Origin of the sequence: Geomonas subterranea (assembly GCF_019063845.1) — a bacterium.
Classification (GTDB): Bacteria; Desulfobacterota; Desulfuromonadia; order Geobacterales; family Geobacteraceae; genus Geomonas; species Geomonas subterranea.
Map to the genome: position 1 here is coordinate 167,167 of NZ_CP077683.1, position 22,272 is coordinate 189,438.

Consider the following 22,272-nt stretch of genomic DNA (forward strand, 5'->3'; position numbering starts at 1 on the left):
GGCATCGAATGCAGGACGCCTCCCCCGCCCTCGACAGGCCTACGCGCAAGCGCTACGGCCTGCTAGCGGGAGGAGGGGGAAGCCGCAGGGGTACGGCAATGATGGCACCTTCCCCCACCCCCTAACCCCCTCCCGCAAGGGGAGGGGGATCTTGATTGACAAGGGAATCTCACATGGATCTTAAGGAATACCTGAAGCAGAAGTGCCAGTTGGTCGACCAGGCGCTGGAGCGCTACCTTCCCGATGCCAAGGAACTCCCGGCATCCCTGCACGGCGCCATGCGCTACTCGGTTTTCGCCGGCGGCAAGCGCGTCCGGCCGGTGCTTATGCTGGCGGCCTGCGAGGCCGTGGGGGGCTCGGCTGATGCGGTCATGCCGGCGGCGTGCGCCATGGAGATGATCCACACCTACTCGCTGATCCACGACGACCTTCCCGCCATGGACAACGACGACTTCCGCAGGGGGAACCCCACCAACCATAAAGTATATGGTGAGGCGACCGCCATCCTGGCGGGCGACGCCCTGTTGACCGAGGCCTTCATTCTCCTCTCCAACGGCACCGGGGGGGATCCCGCGGCGCGGCTCAGGGTGATCCAGGAGATCGCCGTCGCCTCCGGCTCGCACGGCATGGTGGGGGGGCAGGTGGTCGACATGGAAAGCGAGGGGCGCCACGACGTCGACCTCCCCACGCTCTCCTACATCCACACCCACAAGACCGGCGCGCTGATCCGGGCATCGGTCCGCTGCGGCGCCATCCTGGGGGGGGCGAGCGGGGAGCAGTTCACGTCGCTCACCCGTTACGCCGATGCCATCGGCCTCGCCTTCCAGATCGCCGACGATATCCTCGACGTCGAGGGGACCACCGAAGAACTGGGCAAGGACGCCGGCAGCGACCAGGCTAGAGGCAAGGCGACCTATCCGGCGCTGATGGGGCTGGAGGCGTCCAAGGCCCGCGCCCAGGAGCTGGTGCAGATCGCCCTCGACGCGCTCGCCTCGTTCGACGAGCGGGCCGAGCCGCTGCGCGCCATCGCCTCGTACATCGTGAAAAGGAAATCGTAAATGCCCAGCATCCTTGACGGCATCACCGACCCGAGTCAACTGAAGTCGCTCTCGTTGCGCGAGCTGGAGACGCTCGCCGAAGAGCTGCGTGCGCGCATCATCGACACCTGCGCCGCGAACGGCGGCCACGTGGCACCGAGCCTCGGCGTGGTGGAGCTCACCATCGCGCTGCACCGGGTCTTCGATTCCCCCAAGGACAAGATCGTCTGGGACGTGGGGCACCAGGCCTACGCCCACAAGCTGCTGACCGGCAGGAAGGAGCGCTTCGGCACGCTGCGCACCCGGGGGGGGATCAGCGGCTTCCCCAAGCGGCTCGAGTCGCCGCATGACTGCTTCGACGTCGGGCACTCCTCCACCTCCATCTCCGCCGGCGTCGGCTTCGCCGTGGGGCGCGACCTGAAGAAGGGGCGCAACAAGGTGCTGGCAGTGATCGGCGACGGCGCCATGACCGGCGGCCTCGCCTTCGAGGGGCTGAACCACGCGGGGGAGCTGAACAAGGACCTGGTGGTGATCCTGAACGACAACGAGATGTCCATCTCCGAGAACGTCGGAGCCCTCTCCAACCTCCTCTCCCGCACCATCACCAGCGAATACGTGCACCGCGCCAAGAAGGACCTGGAAGCCTTCCTGGAGGGGCTCCCGATGTTCGGCAAATCGGTCTTGAAGATCGCCAAGCGTGCGGAGGAGTCGCTGAAGACCCTGTTCACCCCGGGGATGCTCTTCGAGGCCTTCGGTTTCGAGTACATAGGCCCCATCGACGGTCACGACATTCCGAAACTTCTGGAGACGCTTGAGAACGTGAAGCGCTTCGACGACGCGGTGCTGATCCACGTGTTGACCAGGAAAGGAAAGGGGTATCCCCCCGCCGAGGCGAACCCCTCGCTGTTCCACGGTGTTGGGCCCTTCGACGTCAAGACGGGGAAGGTGCTCAAGGGGAAGGGGGGCGCCGCCTCCTACACCGGCGTCTTCGGAGAGACCGTGAAACGGCTGGCGCAGGAGGACGAGCGGATCGTCGCCATCACCGCCGCCATGCCCGACGGTACCGGCCTCACCCCGTTCGCCAGGGAATTCCCCGAGCGTTTCTTCGACGTCGGGATCGCGGAGCAGCACGCGGTGACCTTCGCCGCCGGGCTCGCCGCGCAGGGATTCAAGCCCGTGATCGCCCTCTATTCTTCCTTCCTGCAGCGCGGCTTCGACCAGCTCTGCCACGACGTCTGCCTGCAGGACCTCCCGGTGGTGTTCGCCATCGACCGTGCCGGCGTGGTGGGGAGCGACGGTCCCACCCATCACGGGGTCTTCGACCTCTCCTATCTGCGCGTCATCCCGGGGCTCACCGTGATGGCCCCCAAGGACGAGAACGAACTGCAGCACATGCTGGCGACCGCCCTCTCCCTGGATGGGCCGGCGGCCCTTCGTTACCCGCGCGGCAACGGCCTGGGGGTCCCGATGGACCAGATCCTCACCCCGCTTCCCATTGGCAGGGGGGAGCGGCTCAAAGAGGGAAAGGAGGGCGCCATCATCGCCCTCGGCACCATGGTCGAGCCGTCCCGTGAGGCGGCGGCGGCCCTTTCCCTGGAGGGGATCGAGGTGGCCGTGATGAACGCCCGCTTCGTCAAGCCGCTCGACGCCGGGCTCATCCTGGAGCTGGCCCGGACGGGGCTTCTGGTCACGGTGGAAGACAACGTGATCCAGGGGGGCTTCGGCACCGCCGTTCTCGAACTTCTCGAAGAGCACGGGATGACCGGGGTCCGGGTGGTGCGTCTTGGCTATCCCGACTCTTTCGTCGAGCAGGGGGAGCAGGCGGACCTGAAGGCCGCCTACGGCCTCGACGCCGCCGGGATCGCGCGTTCCGTGCGCGAGGCCTGCCAAGGGCGCCGCGCCGCCGCGCCCGGCCTGCCGCCGGAACAGCCTGGCTTCCCGGAACAGCCGCATGTCTGACCCCCGCGCGCTGCTTGTCGCCCTGCTTCTTTGCGCCGGCACCGCTCTCGCCGCCGATCCTCTCACCTATGGCACCAAAGCCCAGCAACTGATCACCAAGGGGGACTTTGTCCAGGCGCTCGAAGAGCTGAAGGCGGCGACATCGCGTTTTCCCTACGACGAGGAGCTGCGGCGCCAGCTCGCCTTCACCTACACCGAGCTTGCCAAGCGCGACCTGCAGGCGGGACGTTTCGCGCCGGCGGCGGAAAACTTCCGGCAGGCGCACGAGCTGCTCCCCGGCAGCAGGGAACTCGGCCTCATGCGCGGCATCGCCTTGTACCTCAACAAGGATTACGCTGCCGCCCGGGATGAGCTGCTCCAGGCGGGGGAGGGGAGCGAGCCGCTCGTCTACCTCGGCAAGATCAGCTACGATACCGGCGACCTCCCCGGCGCGCTGGACCTCTGGCGCCGCGCCAAGGAGCTCGATCCCGCCAACAAGGTGCTGGCGGGCCTGATCGAGAAGGCCGAGCGCGAGCTGCCGGTGGAATCGAGGATGGACAGGGGGTACAGCTCCATGTTCGACCTCAGCGTCGACGCCGAGCTTCCCCCGGGGCTTTCCGCCGAGGTGCTGGACGCGCTGGAGAGCGCCTACAACGCCGCGGGCGCCGACCTGGGGCTGTTCCCGACCACCCGCATTCCGGTACTCCTCTACACCAAAAAGGATTACAGCAGCGTGACCGCCGGGCCGGACTGGTCCGGCGGGCTCTACGACGGCAAGATCCGCCTCCCGGTGGGCGGGATCACGAAGCTCACCCCGCAACTGCGCGCCATCATCTTCCACGAGTTCACCCACGTCCTGGTGGCGGAGCTTACCCGGGGGAATGTCCCGACCTGGCTCAACGAGGGGCTGGCCGAGATCGAGGGGCGCAAGGAGTACGTCCCGCGCGTACCGGAACTCCGTGGCAACCATCTGATCCCGGTGGCCAAGCTGTCCGGGGGCTTTACCGGCATGGCGGGCGCGGAGGCGGGGCTTGCCTACCAGCAAAGCTACCTGATGACCCGTTTCATGGTCGACCGCTACGGGTGGTACGCCGTGCAGCAGGTTCTGAAGTACCTTGGCCAGGGAAACAGCATGGAGTCGGCGGTCGCCAAGGCTTTGTCTGATTACTCGCTGGACCTGAACGCGGTGGTGAGAGAATGGCGCGAGTCGCTTCCCGGTGCTGGTACGGGCGACGCGGCACAGTGAGTGGTATAGTATCAGTGGGAGCGGCGGATGTGACTTTATCAGCGCCGGTCCTGAGGAACTACAGGGGAGTCTTTCTTGATTTACGGTACCGGCGTTGACATCGTGGAGATCGCGCGCTTCGACAAGTTCCTGAAGCAGGGGAACGACGCCCTGTTTCAGCGCATCTTCACGCAAAACGAGATAGCTTACTGCTCGGCGAAGAAACATGCCGCGCAGCACTACGCACTCCGTTTCGGCGCCAAGGAAGCCTTTTTGAAGGCGCTCGGCACGGGGCTGCGCGGCGGGCTTTCCTGGCAGGACATGGAAGTGGTCAACGACGAGCTGGGCAAGCCGACGTTGAGGCTTGCCGGGCGGGCCGGGGAGCTGTTCCGCGAGGCGGGGCTGTGCGGCTGTTTCCTGTCGCTTTCCCACGACGCCGGCTGTGCTGTGGCCATGGTGGTACTGGAGCGCTAGATGAAGGTCGTGAGCGGACAGGTCATGCAGCTTATGGATCGCCGGGCCATCGGCGAGTTCGGCGTGCCGGGGGTGGAGCTCATGGAGCGAGCCGGGCGGAGCTGCGCCGACGTCATCGAGGAGGCGTTCGGTGAGAGGGAGGCGAGGCGTGCCGTCATCGTGGCGGGAAAGGGGAACAACGGCGGCGACGGCTTCGTGATCTCCCGGCTGCTCGCCGAGCGCGGCTGGGAAGCGCCGGTGCTGCTTCTGGCCGCGCCGGAGGCGGTGTCGGGAGATGCCGCGGCGAATCTCGCGCGCCTTGCGCCTGCAACGGTAAAGAGTCTGCCGCAGGGGGTTGCCGGGGCGGAGACCCTGCTGAAAAGCGCCACCGTCATCGTGGACGCGCTGCTCGGTACCGGCATGAACAGCGAGGTCTCCGGCATCTACGGCGAGGCCATCGACCTCATCAACGCGGCCGGCGTGCCCGTGGTCTCGGTCGATATCCCCTCGGGCGTCGACTCCGCCAGCGGAAAGGTGCTGGGGCGCGCGGTGCGCGCCGACATCACCGTCACCTTCGCCCTGGCGAAGCTCGGCAACATCCTGTACCCGGGCGCGGGACTGTGCGGACGGCTCGTGGTGGCCGACATCGGCATGCCTGACGCCGTGGTCGCCGGGGCCGAAGGAGCGGAGTACGTCGATGCCGCCGCCGCGGCCGCGCTCTTCCGCCCCCGCAGCGCCACCGCCCACAAGGGGAGCGGCGGCCACTGTCTCATCGTCGCCGGCAGCACCGGGAAGACCGGCGCCGCCGCCATGGCGGCCAACAGCGCGCAGCGCAGCGGTGCGGGGCTCGTTACCCTGGCCGTGCCGGCCGCGTTGAACCCGGTGCTGGAACAAAAGACCACCGAGGTCATGACCATCCCGACCGGGCCGGAAGGTGCCGGGTACCTCAGGGCCGGATCGCTCGCCGAGATTCTCGCCGCCGCGGCTGTCCGCGACGTGGTCGCGCTGGGACCGGGGATCGGCACCGCCCCCTCTACGGTCTATCTGGTGCACTCGCTCCTCGCCGCGCTCGATAAGCCGCTGGTTCTGGATGCCGACGGACTGAACGCCGTGGCGCATAACCCTGAGCTCCTGCTCGCGGGATCGGGGCGGGTCACCGTGCTCACCCCGCATCCGGGGGAGATGGCGCGCCTTGCCGGTTGCTCGATACCGGAGGTGGAGGCCGACCGTATCGGATGCGCGCGCGCCTTCGCCGCAAAGTACCGGGTGCACCTGATCCTGAAGGGGGCGCGCAGCGTCATCGCCGCGCCGGACGGGAGCGTCGCCATCAACGGCAGCGGCAATCCCGGCATGGCCAGCGGCGGGATGGGGGACGTCCTGACCGGGGTGGTCGCCGCCTTCCTGGGACAGGGGTATCCGCCGTTCGCCGCTTGCCAACTGGGCGCCTTCGTCCACGGCCACGCGGCCGATCTGCTGGTGGAGAGACTCGGCACCCAGGGGCTGAACGCCTCCGACGTGCAGGAGATGCTCCCCGTCGCGCTCGCCAGCCTGGGGGCGCCCCGCAACACCGCAACGAACAACTAACAGGGAGAATTGACCATGATGAAAGCGAAAGAGATCATGACCACAGACGTCATCACCGTGCGCCGCGACACCACCGTCAGGGATCTCGCCAAGCTCTTCGCCGAGCGCCGCATCTCCAGCGTCCCCGTGGTGGACGACGAGGGGCTCCTGATCGGCATCGTCTCGGAAAGCGACCTGATCGAGCAGGACAAGCCGCTGCACATCCCCACCGTCATCTCCATCTTCGACTGGGTCATCTACCTGGAGAGCGACAAGCGCTTCGAGAAGGAGCTGCAGAAGATGACCGGCCAGAGCGTCGGCGACATCTATTCGGAGGAGGTCGCCAGCGTGGGACCGGAGGCACCGGTCTCCGAGGTTGCCGAGATCATGACCGAGAGGAAGGTCCAGGCCGTTCCCGTCGTCGAAGGGCGCCGCGTAGTCGGCATCATCGGGCGCATCGACATGGTGCGCACCATGATAGCCTAGGCGGCCGGATGTCCTGCGTGACGACAAAGAGCCAGGAAGAGACCGTGCAACTGGGAGCGAGGGTGGGGCGGCTTTTGCGGCCCGGGGACTTCGTGGCCCTCACCGGGGAACTGGGGGCGGGCAAGACCCAGTTCGCCAAGGGGATCGCCATCGGGATGGAGGTGGACCCGGAGACCCCGGTGACGAGCCCCACCTACACCATCCTCAACATCTACCAGGGGCGGATTCCGCTGTACCATTTCGACCTGTACCGGCTGGAGGGGGCGCACGACGTCGAGGCGCTCGGCTTCGAGGAGTACTTCTCCGGGGACGGCGCCTGTGTGGTCGAGTGGGCCGAGCGCCTGGAGGACGAGTTGCCGGGGGACGTTTTAACCGTCACGCTGGAACACGCGGGGGTGGATGAGCGCAGCGTCCGGTTCGAGTGGAAGGGCCCCAGGGCCCGGGCCATCGTCGAGCAGTTGCCGGGCGCCGCGTAGACGCTCCCGACCACCCCGCGGACGATGCGGGGACCCACCTGCTTCGTTATCAAAACATCGGTCCGCGGTGCTGAATCTGGCCGCCGCGCCGACAGGATGCAAAGGCGCCTCTCCCCGTGCGGGAGGGGCGTTTTTTTATACTGTAAACAGAGCGGCGCGGAAAAATGAAGGAATAGGCTCTCTTGGCTGTGATTACTTAAAAAAATGTTTTGACCGTGCACGCTAATGTGCTAATAAAGTGGTTCCTACCGCCCGGATCAGAGGTCCGGGGGGATCAATCAGTAGAGTACAAGGAGGACTGACATGGCTTTGGTGGTCCAAAAGTACGGCGGCACCTCGATGGGGTCTGTCGAACGAATTCGCAACGTCGCCAAGAGGGTGGCAAAAACCTATGACGCCGGCAACGACATGGTGGTGGTTGTCTCCGCCATGGCAGGCGAAACCAATAAGCTGGTCGCGCTTGCCAACGAGGTGTGCGAGTTCCCGGACAACCGCGAATACGACGTACTCGTCGCGGCGGGGGAGCAGGTCTCCATCGCCCTTCTCGCCATGTGTCTGAAAGCCATGGGGTATAAGGCGAAGTCCTACCTCGGCTTCCAGGTGCCCATCCTCACCGACACCTCCTACAGCAAGGCCCGCATCGAGAGCATCGACGACAAGAAGATGCGCGCGGACCTGAAAGAGGGGACCATCCTGATCGTGGCCGGCTTCCAGGGCGTGGACGAGTCCGGCAGCGTGACCACACTGGGGCGCGGCGGCTCCGACACCTCGGCGGTGGCACTCGCCGCGGCCTTGAAGGCCGACGTCTGCGAGATCTTCACCGACGTGGACGGCGTCTACACCACCGACCCCAACATCTGCAAGGACGCCAAGAAGATCGAGCGCATCTCCTACGAGGAGATGCTGGAGCTGGCAAGCCTCGGCGCCAAGGTGCTGCAGATCCGCTCCGTGGAGTTCGCCAGCAAGTACAACGTCGACGTCCACGTCCGCTCGAGTTTCAACGAAAATCTCGGAACCATGGTTACCAAGGAGGATAAAGAAATGGAAGCAGTGCTCGTCTCGGGTATAGCCTACGCCAAGGATGAAGTGAAGATCGCCGTCATGCAGGTGCCGGACAAGCCGGGGATCGCCGCACAGATCCTTTCGCCGCTCTCCGACGCCAACATCTCCGTCGACATGATCGTCCAGAACGTGAGCGAGGCCGGTTCCACCGACTTCACCTTCACCGTGCCCCAGGCCGATTTCAAGAAGGCGCTCTCCATCACCAAGGAAACCGCCGAGGCGATCCACGCCAAGGACGTCCTCTCCGACGAGAACGTCACCAAGGTCTCCATCGTCGGCCTGGGCATGAGGAGCCACGCGGGGGTCGCCACCACCATGTTCCAGGCGCTCGCGAAAGAGGGGATCAACATCCAGATGATCTCCACCTCGGAAATCAAGATCTCGGTCGTGGTCGACGCCAAGTACACCGAGCTCGCCGTCCGCGTCCTGCACGACGCCTTCGGGCTGGCGGGGAAATAACACCCGTTCAACGTTCAAGGTTCGACGTTCCGGAACGTCCTGGGCTTCGGCTCGGGCGTTTCCGGTACGGCGGGCGCAGACGTGCGGACGGCTTGCCTTTTTTGAACTCGAACGTTGAACGTCGAACGTTGAACGTCTTTTGTTGAAGCGGGGGTGATATGAGCCTGGTCAAACTGTACGACACGACGCTTAGGGATGGAACGCAGGCGGAGGACATCTCTTTCCTGGTCGAGGACAAGATCCGCATCGCCCACAAGCTGGACGAGTGCGGCATTCACTACATCGAGGGGGGATGGCCCGGCTCTAACCCGAAGGACGTCGCCTTCTTCAAGGACATCAAGAAGGAGAAGCTCTCCCAGGCGAAGATCGCGGCCTTCGGCTCGACCCGCCGCGCCAAGGTCACCCCGGACAAGGACCAGAACCTGCGCACCCTGGTGGAGTCCAAGGCCGACGCCGCCACCATCTTCGGCAAGACCTGGGACTTCCACGTGCACGAGGCGCTCAGGATCCCGCTCGAGGAGAACCTGGAGCTGATCTTCGACTCGCTGGAATTTCTCAAGAAGAACATGCCGGAGGTCTTCTACGACGCCGAGCACTTCTTCGACGGCTACAAGTCCAACCCCGACTACGCGATCAAGACGCTGCAGGCGGCCCAGCAGGCGGGCGCCGACTGCATCATCCTGTGCGACACCAACGGCGGCTCGATGCCGTATGAGATCGCGGCGATCGTGGACGAGGTGAAGAAGACCATCACCACCCCGCTTGGCATCCACGCCCACAACGACGGCGAGTGCGCAGTGGCCAACTCCATCATCTCGGTGCAGCAGGGGATCGTGCACGTGCAGGGGACCATCAACGGCTTCGGCGAGCGCTGCGGCAACGCGAACCTCTGCTCCATCATCCCCGCGCTCAAGGCGAAGATGCAGCGCGACTGCATCTCCGACGCCCAGATGAGGACCTTGAGGGAACTCTCCCGCTACGTCTACGAGCTGGCCAACCTCGCCCCCAACAAGCATCAGCCCTACGTCGGCAACTCCGCCTTCGCCCACAAGGGAGGCGTACACGTCTCTGCCATCCAGCGCCACCCGGAAACCTACGAGCACATGCGTCCGGAACTGGTGGGGAACACCACCCGCGTGCTGGTCTCCGACCTCTCCGGGCGGGCCAACATCCTCGCCAAGGCGACCGAGTTCAACATCAACCTGGACAGCAAGGACCCGGTGACCCTGGAGATCCTGGAAGACATCAAGTCCATGGAGAACCGCGGCTACCAGTTCGAGGGGGCCGAGGCTTCCTTCGAACTCCTGATGAAACGCGCCCTCGGCACGCACCGGAAGTTCTTCTCGGTGATCGGCTTCCGGGTCATCGACGAGAAGCGCACCGAGGACGATCAGCCCATCTCCGAGGCGACCATCAAGGTCAAGGTGGGTGGGAAGATCGAGCATACCGCGTCCGAGGGGCACGGTCCGGTCAACGCCCTGGACAACGCCCTCAGGAAGGCGCTCGAGAAGTTCTATCCCAAGCTGAAGGACGTGAAGCTGCACGACTACAAGGTCCGCGTGCTCCCGGCGGGGCAGGGGACGGCTTCATCCATCCGCGTCCTCATCGAGAGCGGTGACAAGGAAGGGCGCTGGGGGACCGTCGGCGTCTCCAGCAACGTCATCGAGGCCTCCTACCAGGCCCTGGTCGACGCCATCGAGTTCAAGCTGCACAAGGACGAGGAGACGGCGGCACCGAAGAAATGATCCCCAGGAGCCAGCGACTCGCCTTCTGGTGCCTCGCCCTGCTCCTCACCCTCTCGCTGTACATGAAAGGCCGTTCTCCCTCCGTTAAAGGTGGTGGGAGGACGGCCTTTTCCCGTTATACGGGGCAGGGGATCACGGTGCGGCTCGCCGGAAAGGTTCCGTATCCGGGCGTTTACAGGCTCCCGGCGGGAACGGTGGCAGGCGCCGCCATTAAAATGACGCTGGCTGGCGGGGATGGCGCGGCAAGCGTCAGAGGACCCGTCACTCGGCCCCTCGCAAGCGGCGACGTGGTCGCCCTGGCCGAGGATGGCGCTGGTAATACCTTGATTTCACTAACTAAAATGGGCGCCAAGGAGCGGATGCTCCTGAAGATACCGCTGGACCCCGACCTGCTCCAGGAGGAGGAATGGATCCTCCTCCCCGGCATCGGACCGGCACTTTCCCGACGCATCATGGCCGACCGTCAGGAAAATGGCGCTTTCGGCTCGGTGGAGGGGCTGCTGCGGATACCCGGCATCGGGGAGGGGAAGCTCGCGGCGATTCGAAGGTTTTTCTAATGGTCGCTAAGGGGGCCTTTTTGCGATGGTTCGTTCCAAAAGGAGTACGGTTTAGATTACAACTTGTTTAGATTTCCCTTCTTGGCATGTCGTGTGAATTATACGATCCCACATGAAGTTCTTTAATCAACTTTTTGTTGGGAGGTATGGCTTATGAAATGCCCTAAATGCAAAGGTAGGATGTTTGCCGAAAAATATTACGACTTCGTGAGATCGTTCGATGCCTGGAAATGCACCTGCTGCGGCGAGGTGCTCGATCCCACCATCCTCGCCAACAGAGCAAGGAACTTCAACAGCCTCCTTGGCTGACCCCCCATTCATGTGCAGATCCCGAGAGGGGACGTTCACCGACGCCCCCTTTTTTCGTGGTCTTCCCACGCCCGTCCGCTGCAGGATCCCGCGTCCCCGCAGAAAAAACATCATTTGGTCTTGACAGGATCCCGTGCGTCCGTTATAAAGGGGATCAAATTGGTCCTAAAGGTGTTTTTATGATGGAACTGACCCGCAAGGGTGAATACGCGATACGTGGCATCATCTACCTGGCGCAGCAGCCTCCGGGGCGGGTCTCACTCATCAGCGAGATAGCAGCTGCTGCCGAGGTGCCGCAGACCTTCCTCGCCAAGATCTTCCAGAGCTTCGCCAAGCTTGGCCTGGTGAGCTCCTCGCGCGGAACCGGCGGCGGCTTCACGCTGGCGCGCCCGGCGTCCGCCATAACCTTGCGTGAGGTGGTCGAAGCCGTCGAGGGACCGATCCTTCCCAACCGCTGCCTGCTGGGCAGCGCCTGCGACAGGGGTGGCCCCTGCCGCGTGCACGCCGTATGGAAGCAGGTTCAAACCGAGGTGGTCCACATCCTGGACGGCGTCACCATCGATACCCTGGCCCGCAACCCGGACCCGTAGCAGCGCCAAAAAAAATTTGTCTACAATTAGGATAAAGAAGGTCCTGTTTGTCTTTTATGACCATTGACATCAAGTACGGCTGACACGGCCCGAGAGGGCCAAAAGTTCAATCTTATCTAAGGAGCGAATCATGGATGTACTAACCCTGAGCAGGCTGCAGTTCGCCATCACCAGCATGTTCCACTTCATTTTCGTCCCCCTGACCCTGGGACTGTCGGTCCTGGTGGCCATGATGGAGACCCGCTACGTGCTGAGCGGCAACGAGATGTACAAGAGGATGGCGAAGTTCTGGGGCAAGCTGTTCCTGATCAACTTCGCCCTCGGCGTGGTGACCGGCATCACCATGGAGTTCCAGTTCGGCATGAACTGGGCCGAGTACTCGCGCTACGTGGGCGACATCTTCGGGGCTCCCCTGGCCATCGAGGCGACCGTGGCCTTCTTCATGGAAAGCGTGTTCATCGGGGTCTGGGCCTTTGGCTGGGACAAGGTGGGGAGGAGGTTCCACGCCGTCTCCATCTGGCTGGTGGCGCTGGCGACCAACCTATCGGGGCTTTGGATCCTCCTGGCTAACGGCTGGATGCAGCACCCGGTCGGGTACGTGCTCAGAAACGGGCGCGCCGAGATGGTGGACTTCATGGCGCTCATCACCAACCCCTTCGGCCTGCTGAAGTTCGGTCACCAGATCGTCTCCGGCTACACCGTGGCCGGCTTCTTCGTGATGGGGATCTCCGCCTATCACCTGCTCAAGGCGCGTAACCGCGAATTCTTCAAGGCCTCCTTCGGCATGGCCGCCGTTTTCGCGCTGGCCGCATCCATCATGGTCGCCGTCATAGGGGACTTCCACGCGGCCGACGTCGCCAAGACCCAGCCCGCCAAGTTCGCCGCCATGGAAGCGGTCTGGAACTCCTGCAGCAACGCTCCGATGCACCTGATCGCCTTCCCCGACGAGAAGAACGAGTGCAACCTGGTTTCCGCGCTCCCCGTGCCGGGACTTCTAAGCTTCCTGGCCTTCCACGACACCAACGCCCAGATCCGCGGCATCACCTCCTTCCCCAAGGACGAGCGTCCGCCGGTTCTCCCGGTCTTTTTGAGCTTCCGCCTGATGGTCGGGCTGGGGACCCTGTTCATCCTCCTCTCCGCGGCCGGGCTCTTCCTCTCCAGAAACGGACTGCTGGAGAAATACCCCCTGTTTCTGAAGCTCCTGGTCCTCTGCATCCCGCTCCCCTACATCGCCAACCAGCTCGGCTGGCTGGTCTCCGAGGTGGGGAGGCAGCCCTGGATCGTCTACGGCATCATGAAGACCTCTGACGCGGTCTCCAAGTCGCTGGAACTGTCGCAGGTGATCGGCTCGCTGCTGGGGTTCACGCTCCTCTACGGTCTTTTGGGCTTCGTGGACATCTACCTGTTGGCCAAATTCGCCCGCAAAGGGCCTGAAGAAACTCACGTCGGCGCTACCAACGCCTTCAGAAACTAGGGGGGGACAATGGATCTGCATATCGTATGGTTTGTACTTTGGGGTGTTCTGTGGGCGGTCTATTTCATGCTGGACGGCTTCGTCCTGGGGGCGGGGATGCTGCACCGCGTGCTGGGGAAAACCGACATCGACCGTCGCGTGGTCATCAACAGCTTCGGCCCGGTCTGGGACGGCAACGAGGTCTGGCTGATCACCGCTGGCGGCGCCACCTTCGCCGCATTCCCGACCACCTACGCGCTCATGTTCAGCTACCTGTACACGCCGCTTCTGCTCCTACTCTTCGGATTGATCGTGCGCGGGGTCTCCTTCGAGTTCCGCAGCAAGGAGGAGAGCGCCGCCTGGCGTGGCTGCTGGGACTGGGCCATCGTGCTCTCCAGTTTCGTGCCGGCGCTTCTTTTCGGCGTCGCCTTCGGCAACATATTTTCCGGGCTCCCCATGGACCAGGCGGGGTACCACGGCTCCCTCGTCGCCCTTTTGAACCCCTACGGGATCGTGAGCGGACTGCTCTTCGTGATGCTTTTTCTGGAGCACGGCGCCCTCTACGTGGCGGTGAAGAGCACGGGCGAACTGAGCCGGCGCGCCGAATCCCTGGCCCGCACCCTCTGGATCCCGCTGCTCGTGGTGGCGGTCGCCTTCCTTGGGTACACGAACTTCGCGACCAAACTCTATGACAACTACCTGAAGACCCCGGTGCTGCTGGTGGCTCCAATTGTGGCGGTCGCGGCGCTCATCGGCGTGCGCGTGCTGCTGGGGAAGGGGAACACCCTTTCCGCCTTCACCGCCTCCTGCGTCACCATCCTGGGCGTCGTGGGGACGGGCGTGATCGGGCTTTTCCCCAACCTGATCCCTTCCAGCCTGGACACGCTGTACAGCCTCACCATTTACAACAGCTCCTCCTCGGAGTACACGCTGCGGATCATGACCGCCGTCGCCTTCATGTTCGTGCCGGTGGTGATCCTGTACAAGATCTGGGTGTACCGGATCTTCAGGGGGAGGGTCACCGCCGAGGGGGTGGCCGCCGACCACGAGGCGTACTAGCCCCTCTTCCCCGCCGCCGCCCCCATCCCGGGGGGGCGGCGTTTTCCGTTTCCGGCGCCGCTTCGGACCGGTCTCGACGTCCGTAAGCGATTAAAGCGAAACCAATTCTATATTGACAAGTTCCCTTCCTCTTTGCTACTTTACCCTCTTGTCGCGCGCCCTAAGCGAACAGCGCCGGTGCCATAGCCCTTCCCGGGAGGCAGCTTTTCTAGCGGATGCCCCGACAGACCCGTCACCACAACCCCCGCCCAGACATTCATGCACGAGGCATTACGGCAGAGAACCTGCCATATAAAGTGAACAAAGAGAGGACTTTCCATGCAGATTAGTGTTGAATCGGTCAACAGCATCAAGAAGAAGTTGAACTTCGAAATTCCGGCGGAGAAAGTTTCTGCTGAAGTCGACAAGGCTTATGCCGAAATAAGGAAGCATGCCGCCATAAAAGGGTTCCGCAAGGGCAAGGTCCCGATGAGCCTGATCGAGAAACACTACGGCGAGAAGATGGCCGATGACGTCGTCAAGAGCCTCGTTAGCGATACCTACTTCCAGGCAGTCACCGAAAAGGGGCTGAACCCCGTTTCCTACCCCGTCATCGAGAGCGAAATGCTCCAGAAGGGGCAGCCGTTCAAGTACTCCGCGACCATCGAAGTGTTCCCGGAAGTAGAGCTGAAGGAATACCTCGGTCTCGAGGTCCAGAAGGAGAAGCTGGAACTCGACCCCGCCGCGGTCGACGCCCGTCTCAAGGAGATGCAGGAGCGCATGGCACAGCTGGCGCCGGCCCCGGAAGGGCGTGCCGCAGCCATGGGCGACTTCGTCACCTTCGACTTCGAGGGCTCCATCGACGGCGTTCCCTTCGATGGGGGTGCCGCCGAGGACTTCCAGCTCGAGATCGGCTCCGGGCGCTTCATCCCGGGTTTCGAGGACCAGCTGGTCGGCATGACCGTGGGGACCAACAGCACCATCAAGGTGACCTTCCCCGAGAACTACGGTTCCGCGGAACTGGCCGGCAAGCCCGCTGACTTCGAGATCACCGTGAAGGAGATCAAGATCAAGGAGCTTCCCGAGCTGAACGACGACTTCGCCAAGGAGTTCGGCGAGGAGTTCGAAACCCTCGACCTTTTGAAGGCCAAGCTGGCCGAGATCAACCAGGCCCAGGAAGAGTCCCGCATCAACCACGACCTGCGCGAGAACGTCTTCAAGGCGCTGATCGAGAAGAACCCGGTCGAGGTCCCCGAGGCCCTGGTCGACCGCCAGGTCACCATGATGCTGGAGAACACCAAGCAGCGCCTCGCCTCCCAGAGGATGTCCCTGGAGATGATGGGGATGACAGACGACAGCTACAAGGCACAGTTCCGCGACGCGGCCCGCGACCAGGTCAAAGGGTCCGTGATCGTCGACGCCGTGGCCGAGAAGGAATCCGTCGTGGTGACCGAGGAGGAGTTTGAGGGGCAGATCGCCCAGATCTCCGCCCAGACCGGCCAGCCGCTGGAGAAGGTGGCGCAGATGTACAAGACCAACGAGCGGGCCAAGGACAGCCTCATGGCCCAGATGAGGGAAGACAAGGCGGTGCAGTTCATCATCGAGCGCGCCAAGGTGACCGAGGTTCCCAAGGCGGAAAGCAAATAGGAGATTCCATGCTGGTACCGATAGTAGTGGAGCAGACTGGCCGGGGCGAGAGGTCTTACGACATCTACTCGCGCCTTTTGAAGGACAGGATCATCTTCCTGGGGGGCGGCATCGACGACAACGTCGCCAACCTGGTGATCGCGCAGCTCCTCTTCCTGGAGGCCGAGGATCCCGACAAGGATATTCATCTCTACATCAACTCCCCCGGCGGTGTGGTCACCGCCGGGATGGCGATCTACGACACCATGCGCTACATCAAGGCGCCGGTGTCGACGATCTGCATCGGGCAGGCGGCCTCCATGGGCGCGTTCCTGCTGTCGGGCGGGGAGAAAGGGAAGCGCTTCTCCCTGGCCAACTCGCGCATCATGATCCACCAGCCGCTGGGAGGGTTCCAGGGGCAGGCGACGGACATCCATATCCACGCCAAGGAGATCCTGCGCATGAAGGACCAGCTGAACGAACTGCTGGCCGAGCACACCGGCCAGAACGTCGAAAAAGTGGCCGCCGACACCGAGCGCGACTACTTCATGTCGGGCGAAGAGGCGAAGACATATGGTATCATAGATGCCATTGTGACTAGAAACGTCGTCACCGGAGGTGCCAATTGAGCAGAAGAGATGACCGTTCCGATACGCTGATCTGTTCCTTTTGCGGGAAGAGCCAGGAAGAGGTGAAGAAGCTTATAGCGGGGCCCACGGTCTACATCTGCGACGAGTGCATCGAACTTTGCAACGACATCATCGCGGAGGAGTCCAAGCTCGAGGACACCGCGGGACCGGACGTCCGCAAGCTCCCCAAGCCGCAGGAGATCAAGGAGGTCCTGGACGAGTACGTCATCGGGCAGTCCCGCGCCAAGAAGGTTCTGGCCGTCGCGGTGTACAACCACTACAAGCGCGTCGAGGCGCCCACCAAGCCCGGCGACGTCGAGATGCAGAAGAGCAACATACTCCTTCTGGGGCCGACCGGTTCGGGGAAGACGCTCCTGGCGCAGACCCTGGCCCGCATCCTCAAGGTTCCTTTCGCCATGGCGGACGCCACCAACCTCACCGAGGCGGGGTACGTGGGTGAGGACGTCGAGAACATCATCCTGACCCTCTTGCAGGCCGCCGACTACGACGTGGAGAAGGCGCAGAAGGGGATCATCTACATCGACGAGATCGACAAGATCGCCAGGAAGTCCGATTCCCCCTCCATCACCCGCGACGTCTCCGGCGAAGGGGTGCAGCAGGCCCTTCTGAAGATCATCGAGGGGACCATCGCGAGCGTTCCCCCGAAGGGTGGGCGCAAGCATCCGCAGCAGGAGTTCCTGAAGGTGGACACCACCAACATCCTCTTCATCTGCGGCGGCGCCTTCCCGGGGCTGGACAACATCATCCAGCAGAGGATCGGCGTGAAGACCCTGGGGTTCGGGGCCGACGTCAAGAAGAAGGTCGAGAAGAAGGCCGGGGAGCTCCTGGCCGGCGTCACCCCCGAGGACCTGTTGAAGTTCGGCTTCATCCCCGAGTTCGTCGGGCGTCTCCCCATGCTCGCCTCGCTTTCCGAGCTGGACGAGGAGGCCATGGTGCAGATCCTCAAGGAGCCCAAGAACGCGCTGATCAAGCAGTACCAGAAGCTGTTCGAGATGGAGCACGTGAAGCTGAAGTTCACCGACGGCTCCCTGATCGCCATCGCCCGCGAGGCGCTGAAGAGAAAGACCGGCGCCCGCGGCCTGCGCTCCATCCTGGAGAACGCGATGCTCGACATCATGTACGAGATCCCGTCCCAGAGCATGGTCAAAGAGGTGGTGATCAGCGAAGAGGTGATCTACAGCAAGGAAAAACCGATCATCGTCTACGAGAACGTGGCCGAAAGCGCCTAACAGGTACATATGACCGAAGAAACCAGCAGCAGACGCAAAAAGAGAGGGAATCCGGAAAGGTTCCCTCTCTTTCCTTTACGGGACATAGTCATCTTCCCGCACATGGTGATACCTCTGTTCGTGGGGCGTGAGAAGTCGGTGCTTGCCCTCGAGGCCGCCATGGCCCAGAACGACAAGCTGATCCTGCTCGCCACCCAGAAGAACGCGAAGACCGAGGACCCGGAGCCCGGGGACATCTACACGGTGGGGACGCTGTGCCAGGTGATCCAGCTCCTGAAGCTCCCCGACGGCACGGTCAAGGTGCTGGTGGAAGGGAAAAGGCGCGGCTCCATCGTCGCCTTCAGCGACCGGACCGACTACTTCGAGGTCGAGGTGGAGACCCTGGCCGAGAAGAGCTCCAACGTGACCGAGGTCGAGGCCCTCAAACGTGGTGTGCTCGCCTCGTTCGAGAAGTACGTGGAGTTGAACAGCTCGGTGCCGGCGGAGATCCTCCAGTCGGTGCAGGGGATTGCGGACGCCTCCCGACTGGCGGACACCATCGCTCCGCACCTGAACCTGAAGGTGGCACAAAAGCAGGATCTCCTGGCCGCAGTGCAACCTGCCCGGCGCATGGAGCGGCTGTTGTCGCTCATGGGCGCCGAGATCGAGATCCTGCAGATCGAGAAGAAGATCCATGCCCGGGTCAAGAAGCAGATGGAGAAGACCCAGAAGGATTACTACCTGAACGAGCAGATCCGCGCCATCCAGAAGGAGCTTGGGGGGAAGGACGAGTTCAAACAGGAGTTGAGGAACCTGGAGGCGAAGGCCGCCAAGCTGCCGCTATCGGCCGAGGCCAAGCAGAAGGTGCAGGCCGAAATCAAGAAGCTGAAGTTCATGTCCCCCATGTCCGCCGAGGCGGCCGTGGTGAGGAACTACGTGGACTGGCTGCTGGCGCTCCCCTGGGGCGTCTACGCTGAGGAGAACCGCGACATCCGGGAGGCGCGCGCCCGCCTGGACGGTGACCACTACGGGCTGGAGAAGGTGAAGCTGAGGATCCTCGAGTTCCTGGCGGTGAACGCCCTCGCGCCCGGCATGAAGGGGCCGATCCTCTGTCTGGTCGGCCCTCCCGGCGTGGGCAAGACCTCGCTGGCGCGCTCGGTGGCAAAGGCCACCGGCCGCGACTTCGTGAAGATCTCGCTGGGGGGGGTGCGTGACGAGGCCGAGATCCGCGGCCACCGGCGTACCTACGTGGGCGCCATGCCGGGGCGCATCATCCAGTCGCTCAAGAAGTGCGGTTCGTCCAACCCCGTGTTCCTTCTGGACGAGATCGACAAGATGAGTTCGGACTTCCGGGGCGACCCCGCCTCGGCGCTCCTCGAGGTGCTCGACCCGGAGCAGAACGCCTGCTTCAACGACCACTTTCTCGACCTCGACTACGACCTCTCCAAGGTGATGTTCATCACCACGGCCAACTCCAGCCACTCCATCCCGCGGCCGCTTCTGGACCGCATGGAGGTGGTGCGGCTGGACGGCTACACCGAGCACGAGAAGCTCGCCATCGCCCGCCAGTACCTGATCCCGAAACAGGCCGAGGCCAACGGACTCGCCGCCAAGGGGGTCGCCTTCACCGACGCAGCAGTCCTGGAACTGGTGCGCCACTACACCCGCGAGGCGGGGGTGAGGAACCTGGAGCGCGAGATCGGCTCGATCTGCCGCAAGATAGCCTTCGCCCTGGCCGAAGGAGGGAAGCTGCGCCGCACCGTGCAGCCAAAGCAACTCGCCGGCTACCTGGGGCCTGCCCGCTACAAGTACGGGGAGATCGGACAGGAGGACGCCATCGGCCTGGTCACCGGCCTGGCCTGGACCGAGGTGGGAGGGGAGCTGCTCAGCATAGAGGTGGTGTCGCTGCCGGGCAAGGGGAAGCTGACCGTGACCGGCAAGCTGGGGGAGGTGATGCAGGAGTCGGCCCAGGCGGCCATGACCTACGTCCGTTCGCGCGGGGAGCTGCTCGGCTTCGCCAAGGACTTCTACCAGCACCTCGACATCCACATCCACGTCCCGGAAGGGGCGATCCCGAAGGACGGCCCCTCGGCCGGCATCGCCATGGCCTGCGCGCTCACCTCGGCGCTGACCAGGAGGCCGGTGCGGCGCGACATCGCCATGACCGGCGAGGTGACCCTGCGCGGCACCGTGCTCCCCATCGGGGGGCTGAAGGAGAAGCTGCTCGCGGCAGGGCGGGGCGGCATCCGCACCGTCTTGATCCCCAAGGAGAACGAGAAGGACCTGGCCGAGGTCCCCAGGGAGATCCTGGCGGGTCTCACCGTGCACCCGGTGGCGCACATGGACGAGGTGCTCGGCCACGCACTGCTGGCGCCGGTGGGTCTCCCTGCGGCCGCTCTGTACGCGGATGCAGCTCAAGCGGCCGGTGACAACACGGTGGCGCCTCACTAGAAAAAAAATTAGAAAAAGGTTGACACTCCGAACGAAGCTCTGGTATATAGTGTCTTCACTTTTGCGATGCAAACCTAGGAGGAGCTAATGAACAAGGCAGAGCTGGTAGGCGCAATTGCCGAAGAAGCACAGTTGACGAAGGTTGATGCTGACAAGGCCCTCTCCGGGATTCTCGACGCACTCACCAACTGCCTCGCCGACGGCGACAAGGTGACCCTGGTCGGCTTCGGTACCTTCAGCGTCGCGGAGCGCGCCGCTCGCACCGGTCAGAATCCGCAGACCGGGAAGAAGATCGAGATCGCCGCTTCGATCGCCCCGAAATTCAAGCCGGGCAACACGCTGAAGGCATTGATCAACGGTTAACAAGATCCCGGGTTCCCGGGATGCAGTAGATGCGGGGTTGTAGCTCAGTTGGTTAGAGTGCCAGCCTGTCACGCTGGAAGTCGCGGGTTCGAGCCCCGTCAACCCCGCCATATAAAATTCAATGGGTGAATAGCTCAGCTGGGAGAGCGCCAGCCTTACAAGCTGGATGTCGGGGGTTCGATCCCCTCTTCACCCACCACAAAAACAAGTTCTACGTTGCAGGTGCTAAGTTCTACGTCTTAGTCTCCGGTTCCAGCGTAGAACCTAGAACGTAGAACCGATTCTCAACCGGTTTAAAGTTGGGGGTTGTAGCTCAGTTGGTTAGAGTGCCAGCCTGTCACGCTGGAAGTCGCGGGTTCGAGCCCCGTCAACCCCGCCATCAAAAGGAAAGGCCGCCACGTCAGGCGGCCTTTCCTTTTTTTTTGCCGCAAAAAGCCTCGCCTGCTGGAGCTGCGGCCACCTCTCCCCCTGCAAGCCGCGATCCCTTTAGCTTGACTTGCCCAAGCTAAATCGTTTATCCTCTGCGAGGTCCGCTCTCGGGCGTTCAGCTCCAGAAGCGGCCCTGATTTTGCGGTTTTAGCCGTTCAACGTAAACGGAAAGAGAGCCCCCCTTGAAACCCATCAAGCCTATCGTGGTGATCCCCACCTACAACGAAAGAGACAACCTGGAAAAACTGGTCAGGCAGGTTCTGGCCCTGAACCCCGCCCTCGAGCTCTTGGTGGTGGATGACAATTCCCCCGACGGCACCGGCGAACTCGCGGAAGCCCTTGCGGCCGAAACGGGACGGGTTTCGGTGTTGCACCGTAGCGGCAAGCTCGGGCTGGGCTCCGCCTACCGCGAGGGGTTCGCCAAGGCGCTCGCCATGGGCGCCGACCTGGTGGTGCAGATGGACGCCGATTTCTCCCACGACCCCGCCATGATCCCCTACTTCTTCGAGGAGACCCGCCAGGCCGACCTGGTGATCGGGTCGCGCTACCTGAACGGGGTGAGCGTGGTGAACTGGCCGCTGCGCCGGCTCATGCTGAGCTACTTCGCCAGCGTCTACACCCGGGTGATCACAGGCCTCACCATCTCCGACTGCACCAGCGGCTTCAAATGCTTCCGCGCCGAGGCGCTGAGGGCGATCGACCTCTCCAGCATCCGCTCGGACGGATACTCCTTCCAGATCGAGATGAACTACCGCTGCAAGGAGAAGGGGTTCCGCATCAGCGAGGTTCCCATCATCTTCATCGACCGTCATGCCGGCACCTCGAAGATGTCGAAAAAGATCGTTCGCGAGGCGGTGCTCATGGTCTGGAAACTAAAGCTGGGGTCGCTGCTGCGCGCGGTGCTTCCCAAGGGGAGGGGATAGTGGCCTCGTCGCTGTGGTCGATAATCTGCGTGGCCGGTGTTTGGGGCTTCGTGACCTGCACCATCTTTTTCATCCTGCGCGCCTTCCCGGCCCGGGACCGGTTCGAGGGGAGGGCGGCCCTCGCGTGGGGTACCGGGGTGCTTCTTTTCTTCGTCGTCTGGATCATCGGTATGACGCAGGCCTGACGCCGTTTGTAGACAGGAACTGGCGCCCTTTTGCTGTTTTAATTCT

At 63.3% G+C, this 22,272-nt stretch carries 21 protein-coding genes and 3 tRNA genes; all 24 read left to right on the forward strand.

Annotation, left to right across the window (positions count from 1 at the left end):
• Positions 1-173 precede the first annotated feature (173 nt).
• Complete coding sequence (locus KP001_RS00700; RefSeq protein WP_217287689.1) at positions 174-1,058, forward strand: polyprenyl synthetase family protein; 885 nt, start codon at positions 174-176, stop codon at positions 1,056-1,058.
• Positions 1,059-2,996 (forward strand): 1-deoxy-D-xylulose-5-phosphate synthase, encoded by a 1,938-nt coding sequence (dxs, locus tag KP001_RS00705; protein WP_224958285.1) that lies wholly within the window; start codon positions 1,059-1,061, stop codon positions 2,994-2,996.
• Positions 2,989-4,221, forward strand: coding sequence for a peptidase MA family metallohydrolase (locus KP001_RS00710; RefSeq protein ID WP_217287690.1), 1,233 nt, complete (start codon positions 2,989-2,991; stop codon positions 4,219-4,221). Before dxs ends, KP001_RS00710 begins: the two co-directional genes overlap by 8 nt.
• A gap of 75 nt (positions 4,222-4,296) precedes the next feature.
• A complete protein-coding gene (locus tag KP001_RS00715) occupies positions 4,297-4,674 on the forward strand; it encodes a holo-[acyl-carrier-protein] synthase (RefSeq protein ID WP_217287691.1) in 378 nt (125 codons plus the stop codon).
• Positions 4,675-6,237, forward strand: a complete 1,563-nt coding sequence (locus tag KP001_RS00720) for an NAD(P)H-hydrate dehydratase (protein WP_217287692.1) — start codon at positions 4,675-4,677, stop codon at positions 6,235-6,237.
• A 15-nt stretch (positions 6,238-6,252) separates the two neighbouring features.
• Entirely contained in the window at positions 6,253-6,702 is a 450-nt protein-coding gene (locus KP001_RS00725; protein WP_217287693.1) for a CBS domain-containing protein, read from the forward strand.
• A gap of 8 nt (positions 6,703-6,710) precedes the next feature.
• Complete coding sequence (tsaE, locus tag KP001_RS00730; RefSeq protein ID WP_217287694.1) at positions 6,711-7,178, forward strand: tRNA (adenosine(37)-N6)-threonylcarbamoyltransferase complex ATPase subunit type 1 TsaE; 468 nt, start codon at positions 6,711-6,713, stop codon at positions 7,176-7,178.
• 303 nt (positions 7,179-7,481) lie between these two features.
• The gene (locus KP001_RS00735; RefSeq protein WP_217287695.1) at positions 7,482-8,699 is read left to right on the forward strand and encodes an aspartate kinase; all 1,218 of its coding nucleotides are present in this window, start codon (positions 7,482-7,484) and stop codon (positions 8,697-8,699) included.
• A gap of 158 nt (positions 8,700-8,857) precedes the next feature.
• Entirely contained in the window at positions 8,858-10,444 is a 1,587-nt protein-coding gene (gene cimA, locus KP001_RS00740; RefSeq protein WP_217287696.1) for a citramalate synthase, read from the forward strand.
• On the forward strand, positions 10,441-11,001 hold the full coding sequence (locus KP001_RS00745) for a ComEA family DNA-binding protein (RefSeq protein WP_217287697.1): 561 nt from the start codon (positions 10,441-10,443) through the stop codon (positions 10,999-11,001). The genes cimA and KP001_RS00745 overlap by 4 nt, the downstream gene beginning before the upstream one ends.
• A gap of 153 nt (positions 11,002-11,154) precedes the next feature.
• Positions 11,155-11,310, forward strand: coding sequence for a hypothetical protein (locus KP001_RS00750; RefSeq protein ID WP_012529698.1), 156 nt, complete (start codon positions 11,155-11,157; stop codon positions 11,308-11,310).
• A gap of 179 nt (positions 11,311-11,489) precedes the next feature.
• Positions 11,490-11,900 (forward strand): RrF2 family transcriptional regulator, encoded by a 411-nt coding sequence (locus KP001_RS00755; protein ID WP_217287698.1) that lies wholly within the window; start codon positions 11,490-11,492, stop codon positions 11,898-11,900.
• A gap of 130 nt (positions 11,901-12,030) precedes the next feature.
• Positions 12,031-13,374 (forward strand): cytochrome ubiquinol oxidase subunit I, encoded by a 1,344-nt coding sequence (locus tag KP001_RS00760; RefSeq protein ID WP_263634383.1) that lies wholly within the window; start codon positions 12,031-12,033, stop codon positions 13,372-13,374.
• Positions 13,375-13,383: 9 nt separating this feature from the next.
• A complete protein-coding gene (cydB, locus tag KP001_RS00765) occupies positions 13,384-14,412 on the forward strand; it encodes a cytochrome d ubiquinol oxidase subunit II (protein WP_217287699.1) in 1,029 nt (342 codons plus the stop codon).
• Positions 14,413-14,730: 318 nt separating this feature from the next.
• Positions 14,731-16,038 carry a trigger factor gene (gene tig / locus KP001_RS00770; protein WP_217287700.1) on the forward strand — a complete coding sequence of 436 codons (1,308 nt, stop codon included), beginning with the start codon at positions 14,731-14,733 and terminating at the stop codon, positions 16,036-16,038.
• Positions 16,039-16,046: 8 nt separating this feature from the next.
• The gene (clpP, locus tag KP001_RS00775) at positions 16,047-16,646 is read left to right on the forward strand and encodes an ATP-dependent Clp endopeptidase proteolytic subunit ClpP (RefSeq protein WP_199387858.1); all 600 of its coding nucleotides are present in this window, start codon (positions 16,047-16,049) and stop codon (positions 16,644-16,646) included.
• Positions 16,643-17,896, forward strand: a complete 1,254-nt coding sequence (gene clpX / locus KP001_RS00780) for an ATP-dependent Clp protease ATP-binding subunit ClpX (RefSeq protein ID WP_217287701.1) — start codon at positions 16,643-16,645, stop codon at positions 17,894-17,896. Before clpP ends, clpX begins: the two co-directional genes overlap by 4 nt.
• A gap of 9 nt (positions 17,897-17,905) precedes the next feature.
• Positions 17,906-20,326: an endopeptidase La gene (gene lon, locus KP001_RS00785; RefSeq protein WP_217287702.1), complete on the forward strand. Its 2,421-nt coding sequence runs from the start codon at positions 17,906-17,908 to the stop codon at positions 20,324-20,326.
• A gap of 87 nt (positions 20,327-20,413) precedes the next feature.
• Entirely contained in the window at positions 20,414-20,689 is a 276-nt protein-coding gene (locus tag KP001_RS00790) for an HU family DNA-binding protein (protein WP_217287703.1), read from the forward strand.
• Between the two features lie 33 nt (positions 20,690-20,722).
• Positions 20,723-20,799 (forward strand) — tRNA-Asp (locus KP001_RS00795).
• 13 nt (positions 20,800-20,812) lie between these two features.
• Positions 20,813-20,888: transfer RNA gene (locus KP001_RS00800), tRNA-Val, on the forward strand.
• Between the two features lie 103 nt (positions 20,889-20,991).
• Positions 20,992-21,068, forward strand: a tRNA-Asp gene (locus KP001_RS00805).
• Between the two features lie 232 nt (positions 21,069-21,300).
• Complete coding sequence (locus tag KP001_RS00810) at positions 21,301-22,041, forward strand: polyprenol monophosphomannose synthase (RefSeq protein ID WP_263634382.1); 741 nt, start codon at positions 21,301-21,303, stop codon at positions 22,039-22,041.
• Entirely contained in the window at positions 22,041-22,226 is a 186-nt protein-coding gene (locus tag KP001_RS00815) for a hypothetical protein (protein ID WP_217287704.1), read from the forward strand. Before KP001_RS00810 ends, KP001_RS00815 begins: the two co-directional genes overlap by 1 nt.
• Positions 22,227-22,272 lie beyond the last annotated feature (46 nt).